At 44.2% G+C, this 5,803-nt stretch carries 5 protein-coding genes; 1 reads left to right on the top strand and 4 read right to left on the bottom strand.

The window, feature by feature from the left end; all coding sequences use genetic code 11:
• Together F6K51_RS34930 and amt are read right to left on the bottom strand one after the other, a co-directional pair.
• A partial coding sequence (locus F6K51_RS34930; protein WP_293030086.1) for a serine/threonine-protein kinase occupies window positions 1–464 on the bottom strand: 464 nt, incomplete at its 3' end.
• A gap of 32 nt (window positions 465–496) precedes the next feature.
• On the bottom strand, window positions 497–2,056 hold the full coding sequence (amt, locus tag F6K51_RS34925) for an ammonium transporter (RefSeq protein WP_293030081.1): 1,560 nt from the start codon (window positions 2,054–2,056) through the stop codon (window positions 497–499).
• A gap of 577 nt (window positions 2,057–2,633) precedes the next feature.
• On the opposite strand from amt, the gene F6K51_RS34920 reads away from it, so the two are divergent.
• A complete protein-coding gene (locus F6K51_RS34920; protein WP_293030076.1) occupies window positions 2,634–3,635 on the top strand; it encodes a pentapeptide repeat-containing protein in 1,002 nt (333 codons plus the stop codon).
• Between the two features lie 67 nt (window positions 3,636–3,702).
• On the opposite strand, the gene F6K51_RS34915 is transcribed toward F6K51_RS34920, so the two are convergent.
• Both F6K51_RS34915 and F6K51_RS34910 read right to left on the bottom strand, forming a co-directional pair.
• Window positions 3,703–5,124, bottom strand: coding sequence for a MarC family protein (locus F6K51_RS34915; protein WP_293030071.1), 1,422 nt, complete (start codon window positions 5,122–5,124; stop codon window positions 3,703–3,705).
• A 119-nt stretch (window positions 5,125–5,243) separates the two neighbouring features.
• On the bottom strand, window positions 5,244–5,803 hold a 560-nt coding region (locus F6K51_RS34910), incomplete at its 5' end, for a cupin domain-containing protein (protein WP_293030066.1).

The following is a 5,803-nucleotide window of genomic DNA, read 5'->3' as shown; positions in this document are numbered from 1 at the left end:
TGTCTCACCATAATATTACGATGGTTGACATCTCTATGAATCAAATTAACCTCATGCATTGCTTCGAGGGCATTGGCAACTTGCCGAATATATTTGATGGCTTGTTCTTCTGGAATTCCATTCCCTGCTTTAGTGAGTTGATCTAGGGTCTCTCCCTCAATATATTCCATTACCAGGCAAGGACGGTTTATGGTATTGTCATAGAAGTACTCTATGAATTTAACAATATGGTTATGGTTAAATTGCTTGAGTCGCTTCGCTTCATTTTCAAATTTTGTTTCTCTTGCGCTTCGTTCATTCTCGCTTAATTCATCTTTTACAATTTTTATCGCAACAATCTCTTCCTGACCATCGCGTAACTGACGAGTGGCTTGGTAAGTCGTTCCAAAGCCCCCCGTTCCTAATTCACCTTGGATGGTATACCTGCCCTGTTTCAGAGGATATCCTGGTTCTAAGCTTGTCATTGGGTGTTTTTTATTTAATTGTTTTTGCTAATCTATTCCAAATCTTCTAGTTTTTCCCATAACCTATCGATTTGCTCTTGGTAAACATCTTGAACTTTGTCTTCAAAGGTGGATTTGTCCAAACCGTCTTTTTCTTCCTGTTCAGATACTCTAATCCCACCAGGCATGACTAGATTAAGTAGATACAAAATAGCTCTACTGGATAGTAAGATAAAAATAATAACAGTAGCAGCACCTAATCCTTGCACGATCAGTTGACTGGGATTGCCTCCCCGCAAGAAGCCTTGAGCAGGACCATCTCCAAGAGCGTAAGCCCAGGCCAAATCTTTGTTTGCTTCTATAGTTTTTGGTCCGATGCTAAACAATCCCACCGCCAGGGTTCCCCATAATCCACAACCAAAGTGAATGGGAATAGCACCAACTGGGTCATCAATTTCCCACCAATCTAATAATCGCTCAGTAACAAGGGGCACAAGGATTCCTCCCCCGACAGCCCCAATCACTACTGCATCTAGGAGACTAACGTAAGCGCAGGGTGCAGTGATGCTAACTAATCCCCCCACAATGCCATTGATGATAAAGGCAAGATTAGGTTTACCGTATCTGACAAAGCAAAAGAAAATCGAGCCAATTGCACCGGCTGCAGCTGCTAAAGTAGTGGTTAAAACAATGTGAGGAATGGCGGGGGAAGTGGCCTCTAAGGTAGAGCCAGCATTAAACCCAAACCAACCGAACCAGAGAATCAGACATCCCAAGGTGGCAAGAGTCATATTATGTCCGTTTAAGGGTTCAATTTTCTTCTTAAACTTAGTTTTTTGTCGTGGACTAAGTTTAGATAACTCTGCTGGCTGAATTTCACGATATTTATCAGCCCGTGCCCCTAGGGCGATGGTTCCCATCAAGCCAGCAGCTCCTCCCACGGTGTGGACTACTGTTGAACCGGCAAAATCCCAAAATTTCAATTTCTCAGACGCTAGCAGACCTTCCTTGGTCAGCCATCCAGACTCCGACCACGCCCAATGTCCGGTGATGGGATACAAAAATCCCACTAGCAAGAAACTGAAGATTAGAAAGCTCAAAAATCTCATGCGCTCGGCTACCGCTCCAGAAACAATGGTTGCTGCGGTGCCAGCAAACATTAATTGAAAGAAAAACTGGGCTTCCTCCATAGCCATAGAGTCAGAACCACTGGATCGGTTAAAAATGTCCTGGCCACTAAAAAAGAACCCTTCAGTCCCGATCCACGGATTGTCACCACCAAACATCAATCCCGCTCCGCAAAGCCAGAACGCTACGGTGGCGATACTAAACACCACTAGGTTCTTTGCTAAAATATTGATCGCATTTTGCTTGCGACAAAAACCGGTTTCCAATAAACAGAATCCGGCATTCATAAAAAATATAAAAAAGCCTGCTATCACCAACCAAATCGTGTCCAGGACGCCCTTCAGTTCAGGGTTTATTGAGGCAGTCTCTTGAGCCACTGCCCCATGACTCCACACCAGCACGAGCATCACAGCTAGTGATAGACATACATAGTTAGACCATAACAACCATCTTTTTTGGCTCTTGGATTGCTTTCCCTTAGTCATGCAACTGCTTGATTTACCTACCTTATAAATATTTCTCCAGATGGATGAACCTAGCTCAGGACAAAATGAGTTAAGTTTAAATCATCTCATGAAGTAATAAATTCCTGATTTATTTGCAGTTAAATTTATTTTTTTTTGCTAATCAATCCCGGTTTAATACTCAGAATAAAGAAGATTGATAAGCAGGGTAAGCGCAAGAAAAAATGACTTATAATGTCCATTGGCTGGATATCAGTTTATCGTGGTTCGAAACCCCTATAATCTCGTATAAATTTCCTCGCCATAGAGTAAATTTGTTGAGAATGATGCGGTTTTTTTATCAATAAGCTACAGCTTATTGATTCTTGCGCTTACCCTGGATTAATAAGGAGTGTCGGTAGTGTTGTTAGTTTCAGGATTATAGCGATTACATATAAATTTTTAGGATAGGATAAATTGCCTTGATCCGACTGCATTGCTATTCCCTGTTCCCTCTTATAACTGGGTGCATCGTTCCCTACTCCCCACTCCCTAAAACCTAGGACGAGATACCTTTGCCAATTCAGAACTGGTATATACTGCAAATAGGTAAGGACTTTTGAAAAAAAGGATACAACTGATTGGATTATTAGAAAAGCCTCTAAGCAATCTCTGGCTTCGTGTAGTGGTTGCCTTTATTATTGCTTACTCCGTTCTAGTGGGATTAAGTGTATTGGAGCAAAAGATACCTGAAACGTTATTAGAGCAAAAGACAACTGAAAAGGAAAACGTTTGCTCACCTGAAGACTCAGACTGGTTGTGTTTGGCAAAGCAACTATTATTAGTCTGTAAAGTGCAACTATTATTAGTCTGTAAAGTGGAAAATATTGAAGGTTTCGCTCTTTTATTGGGAGCGTCCCTTTACATGCTTGAAGGTCTAGAGCGCAGACAAAGGATAATCTATGAGGCATGGCAAATCGTTGATAATGCTGCAGGAGCCAAAGTCTCTACTAGTCATGCCAGAGTAAAAGCCCTTGAGGTTTTGAACAACTATGGTGTTGCCATGAGAAGGCTGAATGCCCCAAACGCCGATTTGACCGACATTGAACTGGCAAATGCTAAACTCTATGACGCTAAACTTACTAAAGCTGAACTTACTGGAGCTGAACTTACTGGAGCTGATCTCACTAAAGCCAACCTTGCTGGAGCTAACCTTAATACAGCCAAGCTTGCTAAAGCATTACTAATCAGAGCTAACCTCAGTGAAACCGACCTGAGTATTGCTGATCTCAGACATGCTGACCTAAGATTATCTAACCTCAGTCGTGCTCAGCTCATTGGTGCAAACCTCACTGGCGCTAACCTAACTAGTGCGAACCTGACTGGTTCAGATTTCAGATATGCCAAGCTCAATGGTGCGAACCTCAAACATGTGAACTTCAGTGGTGCAGATCTCACAGATGCGAAGCTCAATAGTGCAGACCTCACTGGTGCAGACCTCACTGGTACAAACCTTGAAGGCATCTTGTGGGATCAAAAGACAAAGTTGGAAAATGCTATAGGTTTGGACAAAGCCGAGAATATGCCCGATGCGTTGCGACAAAAGCTTGGTCTGGGATAGGGAACAGGGAAAGAGAGGGGACTGTGGGAAGTATGGGGCGAGATCGGGTAATTATGTGGAGATAATCTTACAACCCTAGAATAAATTTCAGTGCGATAGCTTCCAGTTTCACTCCGGTCAAAATCATATCTAGTCCCAGAGCCACCTGCATCACCCCAAACACAAAACCAAGCACTCTTAGAGTCACGGGTTTGATGAGATTCAAAAGGGGATGGGCGACCAACATCACTCCTAAGTTGAGTACCATAACCACAAATAATAGCAAAAACATAGAACCCGGAGCAATTGCCATCCGTCCGAACATGGCGCTCATAGTCACCACAACAGCAATGCCATAGGGAGTTAAAATACTCGGGAAAACTAAGGGATTAATCGTTAACTTCAGAGAAGGATTTACAGGGGAGTTCTCCTTAGTTGTGGGGGGATTATACTGAGATAATACTGTTCGCAGAGCCACTAAAAAAAGGATAATACCTGTTGCGATAAGCATTGCTGAGAGGTCAATTTGCCAGGATTTCAGAACATTTTGGCAAAGTAGTGCTACCGCAAAAATAACTAAGGTAGATATGCCAAACCCCCGTAAAGCAAGCTGGCGACGCAAGGCCGGATCCGCATTAGCTGTCAGCTTCACAAAGGGTACAATTAGCTTGAGCGGACCGACGGTAAGTAAAAAGATAATCAGGATATTGAATGCCCCAAATCCATCAAAAAGTTGCTCGAATAAAACCTGAGTTTTAGCATCAATCTCAGCCTTGACCGGTATGGCAATTTGATTGCTCGATGATTCCAGAGCTTGGGCTGAGATTATGGTGTTGCTTAATAATGGAATGATTTTAAGAGTGAGGTGGAATGGGCATCTTGGTGGAACTGGCATCTTGCCAGTTTCATGGAATGGGCATCTTGGTGGAACTGGCATCTTGCCAGTTTCATGGAATGGCCATCTTGGTAGAACTGGCATCTTGCCAGTTTCATGCTTATTTCCGGCGGGAATGATTTGAAGAGTGAGGTGGAATGGCCATCTTGGTGGAACTGGCATCTTGCCAGTTTCATGCTTATTTCCGGCGGGAATGATTTGAAGAGTGAGGTGGAATGGCCATCTTGGTGGAACTGGCATCTTGCCAGTTTCATGGAATGGGCATCTTGGTGGAACTGGCATCTTGCCAGTTTCATGGAATGGGCATCTTGGTGGAACTGGCATCTTGCCAGTTTCATGCTTATTTCCGGCGGGAATGATTTGAAGAGTGAGGTGGAATGGGCATCTTGGTGGAACTGGCATCTTGCCAGTTTCATGCTTATTTCCGGCGGGCAGGATGCCCACTCTACTCCTATTCATGGGAAGATTCAGCAACGCTGTTTGCCCAGTAAGATCGGTTGCCAGTAAGGGAGATGGCGGTGTAGGGATGGTTGCTGTGGCACTGCTAAGTGCTAACATCGAGGCAAAATAAGCCGATGCGATCGCTAACCCTAAAATTCTCAACAACCTACCCATCTCTCCATCTCCCCATTCCTACAAGGAAAAAAAATACCAATTAAAGTAGGGTGGGCAAAGTTCTTTTATCTACAAAACTGAAAAGAACCAAACAGTTTTTGCCCACCCTACAAGATTTTCTACCGCAACTTCATATTGCTAAACAGCTTTGCCACTGGTTCCGGAAGATTAGGTAGATGGGGTAGGTCGGGAGTCTCGGACATGGCAAGGCCCGTGAGGTTGTTATCCTTGATCAGCCTTGGAATTTCGTCGAGAGCAAAAACCATGCCCCAGTCCCGCTCTGCGTTTGCCACACCTTTGCGATCGCCCCCCTTCAAGGAGTCAACGAATCCCTCAAAGGTTTCCTGACCTGACAGCTCGATGTAATGAGCTGGTGTATCCGTGGAGTTCCAGAAAGCATGGACAATGCCCCGTGGCTTTTGGACATAGCTTCCCGCAGGAGCTGTAAACCTTAGTCCATCTGCACCCCCAATCTCGAAGACAAGTTCACTCGATATCACGTAGACCAGTTGATCGCAAAACTTGTGGCTGTGGGGTGACAGCAAGTGACCAGGATTGATCACACCCTGCATCACTGAGAAATCACCACCCATGTCTCTGGATCGAGCCATGATAATCATGTCCGTGGCTGTCCTTTCTCCTTCACCAGGTTTCTTGAGGAGATCCTGGGCATCAAATC

Source organism: Moorena sp. SIO3I8 (assembly GCF_010692325.1).
Taxonomy (GTDB): domain Bacteria; phylum Cyanobacteriota; class Cyanobacteriia; order Cyanobacteriales; family Coleofasciculaceae; genus Moorena.
This window is presented reverse-complemented; position numbering and strand designations above follow the sequence as displayed.